At 35.9% G+C, this 17,761-nt stretch carries 17 protein-coding genes and 2 pseudogenes; 4 read left to right on the forward strand and 15 right to left on the reverse strand.

Annotation, left to right across the window (positions count from 1 at the left end; genetic code table 11):
* Positions 1-27: 27 nt before the first annotated feature.
* The 10 genes from istB (AB3N04_RS00075) to AB3N04_RS00120 all read right to left on the reverse strand — a co-directional run bounded on the left by istB (AB3N04_RS00075) (position 28) and on the right by AB3N04_RS00120 (position 8,330).
* On the reverse strand, positions 28-747 hold the full coding sequence (gene istB / locus AB3N04_RS00075; protein WP_003320558.1) for an IS21-like element helper ATPase IstB: 720 nt from the start codon (positions 745-747) through the stop codon (positions 28-30).
* Complete coding sequence (istA, locus tag AB3N04_RS00080) at positions 744-2,243, reverse strand: IS21 family transposase (protein ID WP_368502771.1); 1,500 nt, start codon at positions 2,241-2,243, stop codon at positions 744-746. Before istA (AB3N04_RS00080) ends, istB (AB3N04_RS00075) begins: the two co-directional genes overlap by 4 nt.
* 436 nt (positions 2,244-2,679) lie before the next feature.
* Positions 2,680-3,369, reverse strand: a complete 690-nt coding sequence (locus AB3N04_RS00085; protein ID WP_368502772.1) for a YiiX/YebB-like N1pC/P60 family cysteine hydrolase — start codon at positions 3,367-3,369, stop codon at positions 2,680-2,682.
* Between the two features lie 80 nt (positions 3,370-3,449).
* Entirely contained in the window at positions 3,450-3,782 is a 333-nt protein-coding gene (locus AB3N04_RS00090) for a hypothetical protein (RefSeq protein ID WP_368502773.1), read from the reverse strand.
* Between the two features lie 399 nt (positions 3,783-4,181).
* Entirely contained in the window at positions 4,182-4,403 is a 222-nt protein-coding gene (locus tag AB3N04_RS00095; RefSeq protein ID WP_368502774.1) for a hypothetical protein, read from the reverse strand.
* A 504-nt stretch (positions 4,404-4,907) separates the two neighbouring features.
* The gene (locus AB3N04_RS00100; RefSeq protein WP_368502775.1) at positions 4,908-5,222 is read right to left on the reverse strand and encodes a hypothetical protein; all 315 of its coding nucleotides are present in this window, start codon (positions 5,220-5,222) and stop codon (positions 4,908-4,910) included.
* Between the two features lie 20 nt (positions 5,223-5,242).
* A complete protein-coding gene (locus AB3N04_RS00105) occupies positions 5,243-5,563 on the reverse strand; it encodes a hypothetical protein (RefSeq protein WP_368502776.1) in 321 nt (106 codons plus the stop codon).
* A gap of 80 nt (positions 5,564-5,643) precedes the next feature.
* Positions 5,644-6,417, reverse strand: a complete 774-nt coding sequence (istB, locus tag AB3N04_RS00110; RefSeq protein WP_368502777.1) for an IS21-like element helper ATPase IstB — start codon at positions 6,415-6,417, stop codon at positions 5,644-5,646.
* Positions 6,414-7,946 carry an IS21 family transposase gene (istA, locus tag AB3N04_RS00115; protein WP_368502778.1) on the reverse strand — a complete coding sequence of 511 codons (1,533 nt, stop codon included), beginning with the start codon at positions 7,944-7,946 and terminating at the stop codon, positions 6,414-6,416. The genes istB (AB3N04_RS00110) and istA (AB3N04_RS00115) overlap by 4 nt, the downstream gene beginning before the upstream one ends.
* A 138-nt stretch (positions 7,947-8,084) precedes the next feature.
* On the reverse strand, positions 8,085-8,330 hold the full coding sequence (locus AB3N04_RS00120) for a hypothetical protein (RefSeq protein WP_368502779.1): 246 nt from the start codon (positions 8,328-8,330) through the stop codon (positions 8,085-8,087).
* Between the two features lie 326 nt (positions 8,331-8,656).
* On the opposite strand from AB3N04_RS00120, the gene AB3N04_RS00125 reads away from it, so the two are divergent.
* The 4 genes from AB3N04_RS00125 to AB3N04_RS00140 all read left to right on the forward strand — a co-directional run bounded on the left by AB3N04_RS00125 (position 8,657) and on the right by AB3N04_RS00140 (position 12,432).
* The gene (locus AB3N04_RS00125) at positions 8,657-9,418 is read left to right on the forward strand and encodes a hypothetical protein (RefSeq protein WP_368502780.1); all 762 of its coding nucleotides are present in this window, start codon (positions 8,657-8,659) and stop codon (positions 9,416-9,418) included.
* Between the two features lie 476 nt (positions 9,419-9,894).
* Entirely contained in the window at positions 9,895-10,236 is a 342-nt protein-coding gene (locus AB3N04_RS00130; protein WP_368502781.1) for a PadR family transcriptional regulator, read from the forward strand.
* Positions 10,236-11,039, forward strand: a complete 804-nt coding sequence (locus AB3N04_RS00135; RefSeq protein ID WP_368502782.1) for a permease prefix domain 1-containing protein — start codon at positions 10,236-10,238, stop codon at positions 11,037-11,039. The genes AB3N04_RS00130 and AB3N04_RS00135 overlap by 1 nt, the downstream gene beginning before the upstream one ends.
* Before the next feature lie 775 nt (positions 11,040-11,814).
* Positions 11,815-12,432 (forward strand): response regulator transcription factor, encoded by a 618-nt coding sequence (locus AB3N04_RS00140; RefSeq protein ID WP_368502783.1) that lies wholly within the window; start codon positions 11,815-11,817, stop codon positions 12,430-12,432.
* A 276-nt stretch (positions 12,433-12,708) separates the two neighbouring features.
* Here the strand turns inward: AB3N04_RS00140 and istA (AB3N04_RS00145) are convergent.
* The 5 genes and pseudogenes from istA (AB3N04_RS00145) to istA (AB3N04_RS00165) form a co-directional block, all read right to left on the reverse strand.
* Positions 12,709-13,860 (reverse strand): annotated as a pseudogene (istA, locus tag AB3N04_RS00145) (IS21 family transposase).
* A 30-nt stretch (positions 13,861-13,890) separates the two neighbouring features.
* A pseudogene (istB, locus tag AB3N04_RS00150) lies at positions 13,891-14,595 on the reverse strand (IS21-like element helper ATPase IstB).
* A gap of 73 nt (positions 14,596-14,668) precedes the next feature.
* Positions 14,669-15,169 (reverse strand): hypothetical protein, encoded by a 501-nt coding sequence (locus AB3N04_RS00155; RefSeq protein WP_368502784.1) that lies wholly within the window; start codon positions 15,167-15,169, stop codon positions 14,669-14,671.
* Between the two features lie 190 nt (positions 15,170-15,359).
* Entirely contained in the window at positions 15,360-16,088 is a 729-nt protein-coding gene (gene istB / locus AB3N04_RS00160; RefSeq protein ID WP_368502785.1) for an IS21-like element helper ATPase IstB, read from the reverse strand.
* A complete protein-coding gene (gene istA / locus AB3N04_RS00165) occupies positions 16,085-17,599 on the reverse strand; it encodes an IS21 family transposase (RefSeq protein ID WP_368502786.1) in 1,515 nt (504 codons plus the stop codon). Before istA (AB3N04_RS00165) ends, istB (AB3N04_RS00160) begins: the two co-directional genes overlap by 4 nt.
* Between the last annotated feature and the right edge of the window lie 162 nt (positions 17,600-17,761).

The raw sequence follows: 17,761 nt of genomic DNA on the forward strand, positions 1-17,761 counted from the left end.
AATATGCATGCCACTTGTCACTTCAAATTATTGATGCAATAAAGACTCTTTATAACGAAAACTATCTCCTTTAAAAACAAGTAAATGAGAATGGTGAATCAGGCGGTCAATGACAGCTTCTGTTAGAATCGGGTCGCCAAAAACATGATTCCATTGACCGAATTGAAGATTGGTTGTAATCACTATACTTCGGTTTTCATAACACATAGAAATCACTTGAAATAAAAGCTCTGCTCCTTCTTTGTTTAACGGAATATAGCCGAGCTCATCAAGTATTAAAAGGTCTAGCTTTTCGATTTGTTTCATCAGCTTTGGTAGAGTGTTTTTCTGGTTTGCTTCAATTAGTTTATTAACCAAGCCTGCCACTGTATAGAACTTTACCTGGCTGCCAAATCTATGTATGGCATTTAAGGATAGTAATGTTGCCAAATAAGTCTTTCCTGTACCGACACCACCGTATAAAATAAGGTTTTCCCTCTCCTTAATAAAGTCACCATTAATGACAGCTGTACGTTCAATTCCTTGTGGAATTTGTATATGTTCCCATTGGAAAGGAGTAGAACCTGTCTTCGGTAGCTGAGCTTGACTTAGTAATAAATTAACTTTTCTTTCTTCCCGATTTTGGACTTCCTTTTCAAAAAGCTTTAATAGGTACTCTTCATTTGTTTCTGCTTCTATTTGATTAAAATTCTCTCTAATCCAACTTAACTTTAGTCGCTTTGCGTAGGCTTGTATTTGCTCGTTCATTCACTCGTACCCCCTTGAAAAAAAGCATCGTAATGAGAAAGCCCACGAGTTGCGCTAGGTACTGTTGGAACATTAAGACGAGGAGTAATCGCCTCATAAGATGTACCTTGATTTAGTAGAGAATAGAAACAATGCTTGATTTGATCCGCACTAGGATGACCATGTGAAGAAGCTAACTCTAATGCCTCATTCAATAAAGTAAAATCATTATTTTTTAAGAGCGTAGCTAAAAGACGTAAAACTTCTTTCTGCTCTTCTTCTGTACAATCTCTTAAAAAGTTGGACCATTCAAGGGGAAATTGGTCATATAAACTAGAATATTTAATTGCCTTTGGACGTTTTGATAGTAAGTGTAAATATGGTTGCCAGTTCATCGACCTTCTTTTTACTCCATATAAACGAGAATGCTTTACAATAACCTGACGTTCTTCGTTCAATACAATAATAGAGTTATAGGTTACACAAATATTTATGCGCTGCTTGGCAAATCTAGGCGACGTTGAATATTCCTTGTTATCGATGTTTATAATCCCGTATTTATCTGCCTTCACTTCCTGATAACGCACACATTCAAACTTCTTCTCAGGAAGGATAAGCCATTCCTTTTTGTCTTCCTTATATAACTCTGATTGAAGCGTTTCTTTTAAGTAGTGTGGACGATTTCGGTCTTCCTCTGCGCATTGCCAAAGTGTTTCATTAAATTGGTCGAGATCCACTATGGTGCACTCGGGTAATAAGAAGTTATTTCGAACATATTTCACCATTGCTTCAACGTGTCCTTTTTCATTCCCCTTCCCAGGATTACAAAATTCGTAACTGAACCCATAGTGTAAGACAAAACGTTCAAATGTATCAGTGAGTTCACGTTCACCCTTACCTTTTATCTTTTTCACGGCGGGGGATAAGTTATCGAATCGTATCGTTGTCGGCACACCACCCATATAGTGAAACATACGTTGTAGACCCTCTAGTAAACACTCAGTGTTTTCCGAAGGAAATACCTGAAACAGGAATGAATTACTGTACGGAAATGACATCACTAAATACGGTAGGTCTATTATCTCTGATTCATATAAGAAGGGTGCTGTACCAAAATCAACTTGTGCTGTTCCTGGTATGGATTCAAGAGGTAATGAAGCTCCTTCTATATATTCTTTTAGCTCTTTCTTCCTTCTTGAAACATAGTCACGAACTGTACGTGCAGAACCTTCGAAGCTATGAAACTTAACTAACTGCTCGTACATTCTTTTGGCAGTTCTATGATTCTTCTTTTTCTTTTTTAAGTCTTCTCGAATCCACTTATCTAAAATAGGCTTCACTGGATCCATCACTCTAGAGCTTCTTTTCTGTGGTTTTTTTACTGGAAACTCTTCTTGATTCGCATACTTAGAAACTGTACGAGGATCCAGTTCCATCTTTCTTGCCACACTGGAATAAGTTCCACCTTTTTGATTCACTTCATGTCTGATATAATCAATTTGTGCCACTGCTAACATCTCCTAATAGCCTCCTGTTAAACGTTGTTGGTCCAACGAGGAGTTTAAAGTTATTATGAGAAGTTGACAAGTGGCTTTTTTAATTTGTGTAGGGCCCTCCGGGCCCTACACAAATTAACTGCCATTCCCTACATATTTAGTTTGCCATAAACACTTCTCTTTCATTACTCTTAACTAGTCCTCTATTGATTGTCCATTCTGTCTCTTAATGCAATACTCTCTAAAGGTTTTTCATCAAATTATGATCTCCCATCTTTTCTTCCTCTTATATTGACTGAGGCTAGGCGGGTCATGCTTACCTGTCAACTCCTTAATGCTCCCTACGGTCCGCTTACCGTTGACAGATACTTCACATATATTTTCACCTAAATGATTTAAGGACATATTAAAAAGCCGTCCTTAAAATCAAGACGGCTTTCTAAAGCTAGAAATAGTTTTAAAAAGTAGCTACTCTAGTAAAATATGATTGGTTAACCAAATTCCAAGGTGAAATGAACTCAACTTGACCTGTGTTCGTCCACCCTCTTAAAGTAACTCCTCCTAAAGAATAGGCTTGCCAAATCATTTTTGAACAATAATTATAGCGTTGATCATACCGATTAGTACCAATTCCATATTGAACAAAATTATTTCTTATACCAGAAATTTTAGTAGCCGCATTATATGCACGTGAAGCATTATTGTATCTATACACTCTAGTTTGTCCAGCTTGAAAACGATTCCGCCATTCATTTACTGTATCATTAGTTCTAAATCCACCACCTGCAGCAGTTAATACATGGGCTACATTTGAACTTGTATTAACAATACCAACATGACCTACAAATCCAGTGCTAGGACTCTTAGAAGTGTATAATACATCTCCTGGTAAAACACATGTATTAGTTCCCGGATAAGTTCTACTACAATTTCCTCCACCCATAATACTAAAATCTGATTCTATTGTATTTGGATCTAGTAAATCATCACTATTCTCGTATTCTTCATCATAAAAAACCTCAAACTCTTTCACTTCAAAGAATGGTTCATCCCAATTGATTTCATCGTTGGAAGCTAGTATTGACCCTGGAACAAATATTAGGACTAAAAAACTCAATAAAAAAGCAAAACATAAATTCTTTTTCATGTTACTCCCCCTTATTTTAGTATCATTACCATTTTACTACAAATAAGGGGTAAAAGGTACTATTAGTTATATTTGTTTTATTATTCCAAATGTGCTAACGCCCACTGATCTATATGAGGAATAATCTCTCTCTTCCCATCTTCTACAATCTTTCCATCAACTTGACCCTTAAAATACATATAAATATGCTCTTTGTCAAAGTTATATAAAACACCTACTACATTAGCACCTTTAGTCATATTGAAAACCTCTGTAGCGAGAATATCATTTTCATCAATTTTTTTATCTTTTATTAGATATTCTAATACTTCAGATTCTAATTCTCTATTCGATGCAGATATAGAAATAATATTAATAGCAACAGCAATTAAAATTCCTATAGCTGCAATGAGAACAATTTTCTTCCATTTCATATTTTATCACCCCTACATATAAAATTAGCTATCTAACATTCATTTCCTTTTTATATCCAATAAAAATCTATAAACCATACTAAGACGACTGAAATTGGCTTCTAAGCGACTTTAACTTCCTCGGCTTGAAATTATCCCTATTACCTACCAAATAAATGCATATAAGGCAATAGAAAGACAAAGAGACCCCAACATACATTATTGGGGTCTCCCGTTCTACGTTAATGATTGGTACAGCTATGCTCGTTGGTATTAAGTATATCATGGTTATTAGGCATTGGATCGTAGCAGCAAACAACCCTCATAAATAAGCTGGTTTATTGGCTTGAATAAGATATTTTAATTGCATGTGAAATGAAGGGCATCATGCCTCCCTACTCCCATTTCTCTTCTCTCTTATTATTCAAACTCAGTGCGATCTAAATACACTTTTATTGCTGCTTGGAGACGATTAGAAATGGAGTGACTCATATCTTTTATTTGGTTTAAGGGATGAAACGTTTCCCTTCTTTCTAATTCGTCTATATGTTGCTCGATGAGCTTTCTTAATGAATCTGTATCTAGATGAGCATACGTACGATAGTGCTCATCTACTTTATTTGTAGTTTTACTAAATGACATTTTTGTTCCTCCTGCTTTTTTAGTTAATTCACACAAAAAGCACCACTAGATAGACGAATTCCTACATCTAACCACCGGTACTTGATGGCTAACGGGATAAAATTATCAAGAGTAAAAAGCAGAGAAGTGACGTAAATAAAAAAACTACTCTAAAATTTTTTTCCTTTTCTTTTGAATCCAGTGTTTTTTGTAATTTATAATGTAAATGTTCATCTGGAGGTATTTGTGTGGTGTAAGTATTATTACTAACTCTCCCCCCATGGTATAGCACTCTGTGAAATGGAAATGAAACCAGAAAAAGAATAATACTAACAATAAATAAGGAAGGATTAATAAAAGTTAAATCTACAGTGTTATAAATTAATAAACTTAATATAATAATAATGATAATAATAATAGAAAACAAAATGATTGAATAAGCAATTTTCTTCAACATAATCACCCCTTACCTACACAATTATTAAATAAAAGAAGGCTCCACTAAGTAGAGCCACAGAAAGGAACTTAAAAATCATGACCTGTTTCTTCTTTTATTAATTCTCTAATCTCTTCATCATTTTCCAAAAATTCTCCTTGCGTACCAGACCAAATCACTTCTCCATCTAAACCTATTACTTCCATACCAGCATCTTCATCAATATATGCCTCGTTGGTCTCCGCTAAATAATCTGGGATGTGGTAAGGTAAATCTTTTGCTGCTTGGAAGTCTATCTCCGCAATATCGTTATTATTTATTTCATCAGCAGAAATTGAATTAAAACCTACCAGTCCTATCATTAAAATTGCTGTTACACCGATTAATAATTTTTTTCTATTCACCTTCACCATCTCCTCAACAATTAATTTCCAACCCGTACACTATTTAACATATGCGCAGCACCCGTTGGCATGAACTGCCAATCGCTATAAGGTCGTCCTGCTCCACTTTGATACCATGACCCTCCATGTTGTGAGGCGTTCCAAGTAAATCCACTATTTCGAGCTGTAAACCGAACTTCATTAGCTACCCAACCATTCCTAGGTACATTACTATAATCTAGAGTTACTCTCCAAGTACCATCAGAAAGTAGTCTATGTTGTGATGAAGTATAGCTTGGGTATCCACTGATACTTGCTATATTACTAAAAGTTAACCTACTCGAATGATGACCAACTATCATTCTTAAATCTCTAGATCCACTGTAACCGTCAAGTAGGATTCAACAGTTTTTCACAAATAAGGTTCAACACTTTTCACCAATTAAGATTCAACACCTTGGTTATCAAATAGTGCTTTTCTATACTTCATCCTTATGCTTTCTTGAGCTTCATTAAATACAATGACTTCACTTCGATGAAGTAACCGATCCAAGATGGCTGTTGTTAAAGTTGGATCTCCTAAGAACTTTCCCCATTCTCCAGGTCCTTTATTAGAAGTTAATATAAAGGCAGCCTTATCGTACATTTCGTAGATAAATTGAAAAAACTGATGTGCATCTTCAGGTTCATAGGCCATATACATGACATCATCAATGATGATAAGGTCAGATGTTGTGATGCGCTTATAGCGTGTTTTCGATTTACTGATGTATTCTCTAGATTTTAGGATGTAAATCAAGCGTTCCATGGAGATGAAGGAAACCTGGTACCCACGCTCAATTGCGTGAATACCTAGGGCTGTTGATAAATGGGTCTTACCAGACCCTGTTGGTCCCATCATGATTAAAGTAAAGCATTCATCAATCCACGTTAGTTCTTTTAAGACATTTAACTGTTTCTCTCCAATAGCTGACTGTTCATCAAGATTAAATTCATTAAATGTTAATAGGTCAGGGAAATCTGCCCATTTCATCAACTTCTCAATATTTTTTTGTTCTCTACAACTCAATTCATAAGTCAGCACACCATGAATAAACTCATGATAGGTCCAATTCTTTGCTTCTGCTTCCCTTAAAAACCGTGGCAGTTCTTTAGCGGTTTCCGCCAGCCTTAAAGTGCGACATTTTTGCTGAAGGCCCTCATACAACTGGCTCATCCTTGCACGCCTCCTTGTAAGACTGAAATATAGATATCCTCGGTTCTCTCAGGTGCTACAAGATCTTTATATTTCTCATTAACTACCCCAATTTTATTAGTGTTCTTCCGAGTTTGCATTTCTATGGATATGGCTATATCTCTTAAATCGTTTGCACTAGTTAACCTCAGACGCTTCATCTCTCGAATGGCTTCCTCGACATGCAGAGGGTATTTTAATATGACTGATTGAACAACTTTTAGTTGATCATTCAAATGACGTGGATACTGCTCAGTTAATATGGAAAGTAGCCACTCTACAAGTTCATTATCTTGGATCATCTCTTTTATTTGTAAGATGAGTCCTTCTCTTTTAGTTTGAGATCGTTCGCGATGAGTTGGATCTGAAATAATCGTGCCGCTTTCTTTAGCGAGACGATGTCTTGCTAGGACACTGCCATTTTGCTGTAGTCGTATATGTAGAAACTCTCCATCTGTTTCAACATAGGCAATGTTAGATGAATCCTTCCGGTAAGTACCGATAGGTACACTATAACGACTGCCTTCATAACGGATGACATTGTCCTTTTGAATGGTTCTTGTTATACTAGAATCAAAGATGTTTTCAAACATGTAAGTACCAGAGATCTGTTGAAGGTGTTGCTTTTCCAGGGCGTGCACCTCAAAAGGTCTCTTTTTTATATTATGATGAATTTTATAGTTACCAGTCCGTTTTAACCATCTGATGCAACTCTCTTGCCAGTCTGCTAGATTATGAAAAGTCCGGTTTTTAGCGAAATTATTCTTCACGTATTTTACAACCTGCTCTATTTTTCCCTTTGACTGAGGATCAGCCTTTCTACATAGATAAACTTTAAACTTTCTTGTCTGCTGGTACTTGGTAAAATCCGTTGTCATTATCAAATCTCCAGAGTTTTCGCTTACAGCTAGTAATCGATCTTGATCATAAACGATTTCATCGGTCATCCCACCAAAATGCCTAAAGGCATTCTCTTGCATATGGATAAGATCATGTACGCGAAATGGCCGGTCTAACCATTCTATATATTTGAACCGAGAATGCGATAAGACAAATCCCACGAAATATAGCTTTATCATTTTGCCTTCTTGGTTAGGAGTTCTCATTTCTCCAAAGTCTACTTGCATTTGCTGGGCCATAGGAAGTTCTGGTACTGTACTGAACTCTCTTTCTAGTGTTTGCTTCGGAATATGATAGACTTCTCGGATCTCATTCACATAATTCCGTACTGTATTTTCTGCCACAGTTGTAACTTTCAGTCGTTCATTTAACCAATCAAATACCTGTGCTCCAGTCATGTCTGGATGTTCTTTAAGCCAAGATAAGATTTCTTTGTGATAGGGATCTAACTTCTTGCTCCTGTTTTGTAATGATAAGACGAATAGGTTAAATTCTTCAGGGTTCATCTTTCCATATTCAATAACACGGTTCCTTGATATGCTAAGCTTTTTCGCAATCGCACTATTAGAGAACCCCTGACTTAAAAGCTCATGTACCTTTTGATAAATCATCCACTTTTCCACTCCTTGTTCCTCACTTTCAATAGACTCTCTCAAGTATATTGAAAGTAGATAGCTTTTGGGTAAACTGTTGAACCTTATTTGTGGAATTCTGTTTACCCTTAATTGTGGAAAACTGTTTAGTCTAGTTTAGCGTTTACATCCACTCATTCTATTTTCAATCCAACCTCTATGAGTAATTCTATTACCTGAAGAAAGATTCCTTCCAGGTGTTATTCTTCCACTATACTGAATTTCACTATTTGTTCCTCCTGATACCAACCAATTATTACTCGAAGAATAACTCCAGGATGATGACGATGATGCAAAACCTGTACCTGCAAAGCTAAATAACATAATAGCGGTAACTATTAAATACAGTAAACCTTTTTTCATTTTAAAACCTCCTAATTAATAGATTTTCTTCTATAAATTCTCAACCCTCCTAAATTTGTAAATATAAACACAATAAATACATTAGACTTTAGTCCCTCTTATTCCTTTAAAATGGTAAAATTTTAGCAATTAACCTTTATTAAATGTTGTGTCATGTAAATTTAGCAACTGTAGAAATATAATCTAGTAAAGTTTGAGAATGAGAGATTAGCAGGAAAACATGAAATATTGAAAATCATATTCTTATTCTAGTACTATTTACACCCCTGTTAAATTGTGATATATTACCTTAGTATCAAATAATATACATATAGGGGTTGAGTTGGTTGTCAAAAAAATTTATGAGTATATGTTTCACGTCAATTCTATTATTGTTTGGGGGTTTTTCTGTTACAGCTCAGGAGGAAACAGATAGCGAAGAAGTGTTGAATAATTACCTTAATGCCATGGTAGATCAAAATGTGGAGAAAATATTAGAAATTGTTAATGATGAAAGGTATAATGATCAAGAAATAAAACAAGTATATATAAAGGCTCTTGCTGAGGAGGAAAATCTTCTTAGTTATACGATATTAGAAAAAAATAGAGATAACTACATAGTAGAATTATCGTTTGATGACGGCTTAGTAACACATATGGAAATTGAAATTTTAAATAATAAAGTTTTAATATCAGAAGATAATGTACAAATCCCTCAAAATCTGGACCAGACTTCTCCTGTAGAAGGACTATCTGAATTTCAAACAATGAGCTTATATCCACCTACATTAGCTACATTTGTCATATCAAATCAAGCCGCTAACACAACTAGGGTAACTAGTACATATAGTGGACTAAGGGAATTTGGAATCTTCGTTTCATCCTTCTCTACTAGTGCCACAAATAATAGATATGTTCGGGTTAACTTAAGGAAAGTAAGAACTGCTTTTCCGGACGTTTTATTAAATACAGCTACTGCTAATGGGCAAATTTATATTTCTGCATCTACAGGTTTTACCACATCGGATAGAGTCTATGCACAGTTTGAATTCCCCTCTAATACAGGGAGCCGCACTTATTCTACAAGTGGCACTGTCCATGGAAGATAACTTTAATATAAAAAGAAGACAACTTACAAAAGTAAGTTGTCTTCTTTTTATATTAACATCTATAACAAAATACATTGCGTTATTTAGTATTATATATTAAAGTTTTAATATATAGTTATTTATGGAGGGTCGTTATGAAATTCATCATGAATTTTTCAATTACTGTACTTACTTTCTGGTTAATTTTATATTACGGTGATTTGTTTATATTCTTCCTTACGACTCAAAACAATTATTCTTTAATTATTTTCTTAAATCTTCTTATCATAGCTCTAGCTATTTTTTCTAGCCTACTAGTTAGTAAGAATATTTTCATATTCATAGCAAGTGTATTTTTAGGTTGTTCCTTTCTTGGTATATTTGATTATTTTCTTGGTACAGGCATCGTATTTACTATGACTTTAATTATTCTATTCATAGGTCAAAACCTGTGGAGGAAAAAACTTACTTAATTTTATTAGCAAGGGAGTGTTGAAATGGAAACTATCAGTAAAGAAATGATGAAGGGAAATATTGACACTATCTTATTAGCACTCTTAAAGGATAAGGACCTATATGGCTATGAACTTACTAAATATGTACGTTTTAAAACACAAAATCAATATGAAATGAAGGAAGCTACGCTTTATCTATCATTAAAAAGATTAGAAAAGAAAGGTTTAGTCACCTCTTATTGGGGAGATGAAAAGGGAGCAGGTGGGAGACGAAAGTATTATCAATTAACCAAGCAAGGGGAACTCGAAATTTTACGTAAGAAGAAAGAATGGACTTTAATGAACAATATTATGCAATTATGTTTTGAGGGAGTTGATAACTAATGAATAAAGATATCAATCAGTTTGTTGATACATTATTTCGGGGACATGGAAATAACAAAGAACTACGAGAATTAAAAATGGAAATCAATCAACATTTAAGTGATTCAGTAAAGGATTTAATGGATGAAGGATACGAGGAAGCTTCTGCTGTTAAACTAGCTATAGAAAAATTTGGCGGAGATAGCCTCAATAGTAAAGTACTGAAAGGGCTTTTTATACAACAAAAATTATTTGCTAGTAAGCTTTTGTTATTTTCTATAGGTACACTCCTCCTTTCTGTTATGATCTTTTTTCTAATGACAAATTTTAACGAAAAATTAATTCAACAACAGTCAACTATTGCATCAAATATCCTAACAATGGTTCAGGACGAGGAAAGTATTAATAATGTCCACAGTGACAGAATCAAAGAGTTAGTAGAAGAATCTAACATAAAAGAAATTGAGGTATTTAGAATTATAAAACCAAGTAATAATATAGAGGAGTGGAGACTACCACTAGAGCCTGCCCTAAGTTACGAACGCAACGATTTTTTTTCAGAAAGCTTAATGTCTTATTTTGAAGGCTCACTTGCATCTACTAACTGGCATTTAGACTTAAAGTACAGCCATTTTTCTACATTAACATCTTTACTTCTAATAGCTGGAATCAGTATTTATTGGACCCTTTTTACGATTTGGGGGGTCATTACCGTTTCGCATACAAATTCTTCTGTAATTAAGTGGGGATTCATATTTGTCCTTTTTAACGCTTTAGGCTTACTTCTCTTTTGCCTTTATCAAAAGACATCTAAAAATAATTAGATATTGTTGAAATGGTGAACAGGCGACCTTGCTCAATTCTAATATAAAGGATACTTACATGTTTGTGCCCGGTTCACATTTAGTTTAAGGAAATTAAATTGCCGTAGTTGAGTTTTATTTAGTGGAGGACACTGAGTCTTTTGGCATTATTACGTTTTAGCATTTAATATGACTGCTTGGCATACTACGTGCTAAAATAAGAACATCCCCCTTTTAGACTTTATACATAACAAAACAAACACAGAATAATGTGTTTGTTTTTTTGTCTTTGTGAAAGAGTGCCTACTCGACAGCAAAGTAAATTTAAAAAAGTTTGATTACTTTTGATTTTAACCTGTATTCAAACCACCAAACAGCTTCTCCAAGCATCCACTTAAAATTAAAAAGTAAGGATGCAGAGCAATGCCGAATCAAACCCTAGGTAGTGCTCGTCAATCTCATTAGGAGTCTCAATAGCTGGCATCAATCCATTCCTCCTACTGATGGATAGGTACCACAATACTCGACGAACCTTTGATATTGCAGCCTCTAACTTAAATTTTCCAGTTAATTATTACATCGAAATGTTACACCTCGCTCAAGATATGTTAAACCTCTTAATGACTACAGAATAATAACGCTTAATTACCTTTTCCGTTTTTTGTAATTTAAACAAAACTTTCGACATGTTTCACATTATATACAAAATAAGTTAATATTTTTATTAGCACTATTCTTAGTATATTAAGGGGATATTTATATAACTAGTGAAGTTGAGAAAGGAAGTTGAAAAAGGTTGACTGTAAGACCTAATGTTCCACAAATTGCTGTTATTACTACTCATCGCTCCCTACCCCCTGCCATTAAACGTCATTTCAAAAAATCACCCCAAACTATTACAGTACATTTTCTAAATTTGAAATCGAAAGATGTTGCATTTTCCATAGATGACTTACCTGAAGAACTTAATGACTCAATGATTATTTGGGCTATAGAACCTGGTGAAAGCGCATTAGTAAATTCAATTTTAAAGGATTATGAGGCGAGTATCATCTCCTCTAATAAAGATACTCTTTGTGAAGAATTAGATAATGCTGTCACTTACCATCCTTATTTAGCATTAACCTTTCAAAAACCGATCCTAAAATATGTACAAAAACATGGACGAAAAGGGGAAGAGAATGAAGGAGCGCCTTCTTTCACCCAAAAACCTTTCTCTACTTTCAACCAAACTGAAAAAGAGATTGTATACTACTTATTCAATGGATATAAGACGGAAGAAATAGCAAACAAAGCCTGTATAAGTGTACACACAGTCAATAATAATATTAGTAGGATCAAAAAAAAGTTAAGAGTGAAAAATAAAATCGAAATCGTTAAGAGGGTTGTGGAAGTAAATAGAGCATCCGTTTAAACGCGCCAAGAATCACGCTCCTTTTTCAGTGCTGAGAAAGGGGCTTAGATAAAGCATATCTTCTCTTTCCCTAAGATAATGAGTATTGCGGAACGAAAATCCCACTTGTACGGAGTTTTGAGCTACCAATTGCGGAGAATGAGACCAGTGAATGCAGAGAAGAGAGCGACTGGTTAAACTACGCCGGTGGCTCTCTTCTTTTATATGGCCAACGAGGAGCGACTAGACTATGTCGTTCACCCATTGATACTTTGCCATCCTAATTTCTCTAGCCGTTCAATTAGAAGTTGAGTAGACATCTTCAAACACCTGAAGGGAACGATGTTCCACTTCAAGCACATCGGGCTGATGGAGACGGGTCGCCAAACCATTTTCGTTCTCTTTCAGCCATTTATAATGCTCTAACGTTTGTTTCGCAATACACTCGAAATCATCATAAATTTCTAAATGATGATCGAGCGTTTCTTTTACTTTTACGTTCTGCCCAACAAAGCGGAAGGGAACCGAATAACGCTTGCCCCTATAAGAAATAAATGAATCTCTACTAACCTCCCGCATTTCCCACTTTGCTACAGGGAAAGCAGCCTTCTTATGACTAGATTGCAAATACTTTTCTTCGACCTCATATCGTTTAAGTGGTGATTCACTTGTCGTGGCATTTGGCTTTAAATTAGCTGTCTTATCCAACCATTTACGAATATCTTCATTAAGAGCTTGAAGTGTGTGCTCATGTTTACGCTGCATATAATTAACCAACGACATTCTCTACTTTCCCTTTTGTTTGCGGTCGGTTAGGTTTACATGCCTTCGGCACCACCCCGTAGTAAGCTAAAAAGTCCTCAAATTTCTGGTTAAAACGAATCTTTACTGGTGAATGTTTAATAACCGCTGTTTTCATATTGTCATACAGTATTTGTTGAGGGACTCCATTAAAGTAAGCAAAAGCGTTCATATGACACTTCATTAAAGTTTCTAAGTCCATACTCGATGTGAATTCTATGTACTTCAAACGAGAATATCCTAGCACCATGACCAAGGCGTAAACCTCTTTTTCTACCCCAGCGACAAGGTGTTTCCCCACATAGCCCCAGTCCATTTGAGCTTGTTTACCAGGAGGTGTGTCAAACCGTAAGGTCGCTTGCTTCTTGGGATTTTCACGATGTGGCTTTACAAATTCTCGTAGAATCGTCATTTTCCCATCGTAGCCTAAAGCTTGAACCTCCTCAAAGAGAACTTCACAGTTTGTAGTTCCTTCTTTTAACGTTCTAATATATACGCCTTAAAAGGATCTAGTTTACTAGGCCTCTTCTTATATGCCTTCTTTTTAGGCAAATGATCTTCTCTGATGTATTTACGGATGGTTTTTGGATCAAAGCCTGACTTTTCAGCTGTGTTTTGCAAGAAAAAAATGCAGAGTAGCGCAATGATTTGTGCAGAGTTTTGCCACCCAGATATTGCTTATTTAGGTTTAGATAATGCGTTAGAAAGCCTATAACTTCCTCCAGAGAAAGTTAATACATGAGCGTGGTGTATCAACCTATCCACCAAAGCTGCTGTTAGCCTTGAGTCAATGAAAATTCTATTCCATTGACTAAACTCTAAATTAGACGTAATGATCAAACTTTTCTGCTCATACCATTCTGCGATCAGTTGAAATAATAACTCAGAACCTTCTTTGCTAAATGGAAGGTAGCCCATTTCATCTAAAATAATTAACTCTACCTTTTCAAATTTCTTTCTAAAAGCAGGTAACTTATCATTGATTAGTGCCTGTTCTAAGAGCTCTATCAGACGAGACACCCGATAAAACCTAACTTCATATCCAAGCTCACAAGCTTTTCTACCTAAACCAGTTGCCAAGTGCGTTTTCCCAGTTCCCGGCGCTCCTATCAATACGACATTTTGCTGTCTCTTAATAAATTCAAGGCTAACTAAGTCTTCTTTATTTATATGAGACGGAAATCTAATCTTGTCATTCCATTCGTAATTGCTCAGAGTCTTTTGATCTAAAAATTTGGCATTCTTAATTAATCGTTAGACTTTTGCTTTCTCCCGTAGTAGAAATTCTTCAAGGAAAAGAGCTTCTAGAAACTGTGAAGGAGACTCAAAGGGAACAGCTTCATAGATCTCTGCTACATAAGCTAACCTTAAAGACTTACACATGGTTTTAATAGAGAATCACTTATGAGAAGATCCCTCCTCCTCTGAAGGGGCTAACGAATCATACAATGACCAATCAATCCCAAAGGGATTTTCGCTCGTACCAGAGATCACATGGGTATGACATAACTAGCGCATGTACATCTACAAACTCTCCATCTTTCACTGCTTCCATGACTCCAAAGTCTACTTGAGCTTTGCTAGGTGGATGAGCCAAACGTTCATAACCTCTATCATGCGTATCATTATGGTTACTTTCCCACTCAGATATAAAATAACAAACGGTTCTGTAAGAACCTTCAAAACCATGTCCTTGCAGTTCTTTAAAGACCTCTTTCTTTGTACGACGTAATTTCTTTTTCAGCTTGCTATCTTCAAACAGCCAATCTGAAACCATCTCACCCCACTTACTTTCATGCATCATACCTTTCATTTTCTGTATCTTAGATTGAGGTAATTGACTTTCATCTCCATAATTCTTTGCGGTTCTCCAGTTAATTCCTAACGTTTTTTGAATCTTTGAGATCGAGAACACCTTGTCGTTCCTTAAATTTTTGATACAATTAATATCAGACATTGTCAGCATCCTCTCATTTTCTTCCACTCTGTATTGATTCGACACCATTACAGTAGAGGGACTTAGGGTGGCTGGCAAGTCTTTTTTTATGCACTTACTAAACAAGTGCAGGACTCTGTATTTGGCAAGAGAAAAATGTATAAAACGGCAAGCCTTTTTGAATGCCACTTACCAACCTAATTTCTCTAACTTACATCTCCCTTAATGCTAAAGACTCTTTCATTCGATTGCTATCCCCTCCAAAAAGGACTAAGTGCGAATGGTGAATCAGACGGTCTACGACTGCTTCGGTGAGAATAGGATCTCCAAAAACATGATTCCACTGCCCAAATTGGAGGTTCGTCGTGATAATAATACTTCTTTTTTCATAACACAGAGAAATCACTTGGAAAAGCAACTCAGCTCCCTGCTTATGTAAAGGGATATAACCTAATTCATCAAGTATTAATAGATCTAACTTCTCAATCCTCTTGAAAAGTTTAGTAAGAGTGCCTTTTTCATTGGCATCTAATAGTTCATTTGCTAGGGTGGCAATAGTGTAAAACTTAACACGTTTTCCATGTTTATTTATGGCGTTTAAGCCAATGAGTGTGGAGAGATACGTCTTTCCAGCACCTACACCCCCATAGAAAACCATATTTTCCTTTGTATCAATAAAGGTACCATCTAATAAATATTGTTGCGTCAACCCTTGTCCAAGCTGGATATCTTGCCAATCAAATGGCTTGCCAGATACGTTTGGCAAGGTTGCCGCTTTAAGTAATAGATTAACTTTCCTCTCCTCACGTTGTTCGATCTCTTTTTCAAAAAGCGTTAATAAATAGTCTTGAGGATTCTTCGAATCCACTTCATGAAAGTGTTCTCGTATCCAACTAAGCTTCAAACGTTTGGCATATTCCTGTATTTTTTCTTGCTTCATTTTTGACCGCCTCCTAAGGTGAAGAAGGTATCATATTGATTCATACCACGTTCTGCTATTGGCATAGTTGGTACGGTATTTTTCAGTTTAAGTGTTTGTCTGTGACCACGCCCATGAACTAATTGATGGAAGACTTGCTTTATGGTCTCTGAAGAAGGATGACACCTCTTAGAAGCGATCTCTAAGGCCTCTGTCGCTCTATCTAAGCGATTGCTCTTTAATATTGTCGATAATAAGAGGAGAGCTTTTTTCTTATCTTCGACTGTACATTCATGTAGATATTTCTGCCATGCATCTGGAAGCTGATCATAAAAGGTCGTGTATTTTAAAGCGGTTGGCCTCTTAGCCATAAGTGATAAGTAAGGGTGCCAAATCATTGATTTAGACTCTTCTCCATATAAGCGTTCATGACTTACGATCAATTCATATTGATCCGTAAGGATGTCAATACAATTGTACTTAATACCTACCAATACTTTCTGGTTAGCGTAACGTGGAGAAGTCGAATACCTTTTTGAATTCACAAGGACGTAGCCATATTTATCTGCCTTCAATGTTTCAATTCGCCTACCTCTGTATTCTTTAGGAGGTAGATAAAACAATGCCTCACGATCCTCCTCAAACAATCTAGCTATCTCATCCTTTTTTTCGTAGTGTAAACGGTATCGATCATTCTCTACTTCTTGCCACAGCCTATTATTTAATTCTTCTAGTTGATATACAGATCGTTCGGGTAAAAAGAAGTTATTCCGTACGTATTTAACCATTGCTTCTACATGGCCTTTTTCATTTCCTGCACCAGGGTTACAGAACTCATACTCAAAACCATAGTGTAGGGCAAACCTCTCAAAACCTTCTGTTAACTCGCGTTTCCCTTGTGGAAGAATCTTCTTCACGGCTGGAGACAAATTATCAAAACGTATTCTCTTTGGTACACCTTCTATGTGGGTAAAGAACCGCTTCAATCCTTCTAGGAAACAATCTTGATTCTGAGATTCAAAGACTTGCACTAAGAAAGCGTTACTGTACGGAAAGGATAGCACGAGATATGGAAGGTCAACGACCTTACCGTCTCTTTTGAAGGGCGCCTCTCCAAAGTCTACCTGAGCATCACCAGGTCTTGATTCTAACGGAATGGCTGCACCTTCACTTTCGTCTAGTAATTCTTTTTTGCGTTTAGAAACATAAGCCCTTACCGTTCGATCAGATCCTTTAAAATTTAATTTTTCATCATTAACAAGCATTTGCCATATACGTTTGGCAGTCCTTCGGTATTTCCTTTTCTTCTTCATATCTTCCTTCAACCATTGATCCACAATATCTTTCACTGGCTCCATTACTGGAGATGGTTGTGATTTTTTCCTCTTTTTCTCTGGATGAAATTCCTCAAGGTCAGCGTATTTTTTAACTGTTCTGATATCTTTATGTGTTCTTCTAGCCACATCCGAATAGGAATGACCTTTCGAATTAACTTCCTGTCTGATATAATTGATCTCGGTCACTTGTAACATCTCCTAAAACTACCTCCTGCCAGTATTGGGTCCAACAGGAAGTGTATTGAATTTTTGGGATGTTGGCAAGTGGCTTTTTTTGTACAGATGCCTCATCAGGCTACCTACATAAAAGGAGTGCCATACCCTACATTTTTATAATGCCATAAACAGGACTCTGCA

The organism is Alkalihalophilus sp. As8PL (assembly GCF_040939795.1).
In the GTDB taxonomy this organism is placed as follows: Bacteria; Bacillota; Bacilli; order Bacillales; family Bacillaceae_D; genus Alkalihalophilus; species Alkalihalophilus lindianensis.